Source organism: Frankia sp. CeTa3Moorea, from assembly GCF_978021225.1.
Genome location: NZ_CDXDOR010000121.1, coordinates 1 through 810 on the forward strand (window position 1 = coordinate 1; position 810 = coordinate 810).

Consider the following 810-nt stretch of genomic DNA (forward strand, 5'->3'; position numbering starts at 1 on the left):
CACCCCCACCATCCGACAATTCCTGACCACCAGCCGCCGCCACGCCCGCCGCCGTCTCACCACCGCCTTCACCATCCTGACGGTCCTACTCCTGGCCGCCATCAGCCTCGGGATCACCGCCTACTTGCAAAGCCGGACCGCCGACGAGAGCCGGCGGACCGCCGTCGCCGACGGGCTGCTCACCCTCGCCGAGAACATCCGCGACGCCGACCCCACAGCCGCGCTGCGCCTTGCCGTCGCCGCCCACGACATTGCACCCGACCACGAGCAGGCCCGCGTCCAGGGAAACCTCCTGGACACCCTCGCCGACACTCCGCACCTGCGTGCCCCTCTCACCGGCCACACCGACGCGGTTGACGCGGTGGCGTTCGGCCCGGATGGGCTGCTGGCCAGCGGCGGTAGCGACGGAACAGTACGGCTGTGGGACGTCAGCGACCCGGCGGCGGCTCGCCAGGTCGGCGACCCGCTCAGAGGCCACACCGGCGAGATCTACGCGGTGGCCTTCGGCCCAGACGGCCTACTGGCCTTCGCAAACGCCGACGACGTGACAGTGGAGCTGTGGGACGTCAGCATCCCGGCTGCGCCCCGCCTGGTCGGCGACCCGCTCAGAGGCCACAGCGACGAGGTCTACGCGGTGGCGTTCGGCCCGGATGGGCTGCTGGCCAGCGGCAGCAGCGACGGAACAGTACGGCTGTGGGACGTCAGCATCCCGGCTGCGCCCCGCCTGGTCGGCGACCCGCTCAGAGGCCACAGTGACGAGGTCTACGCGGTGGCGTTCGGCCCGGATGGGCTGCTGGCCAGCGGCGGTAG

At 71.9% G+C, this 810-nt stretch carries 1 protein-coding gene; it reads left to right on the forward strand.

What is annotated here, in order from left to right; genetic code table 11:
* On the forward strand, nucleotides 1-810 hold an 810-nt coding region (locus AC08OV_RS18415; RefSeq protein WP_476620019.1), incomplete at both ends, for a WD40 repeat domain-containing protein.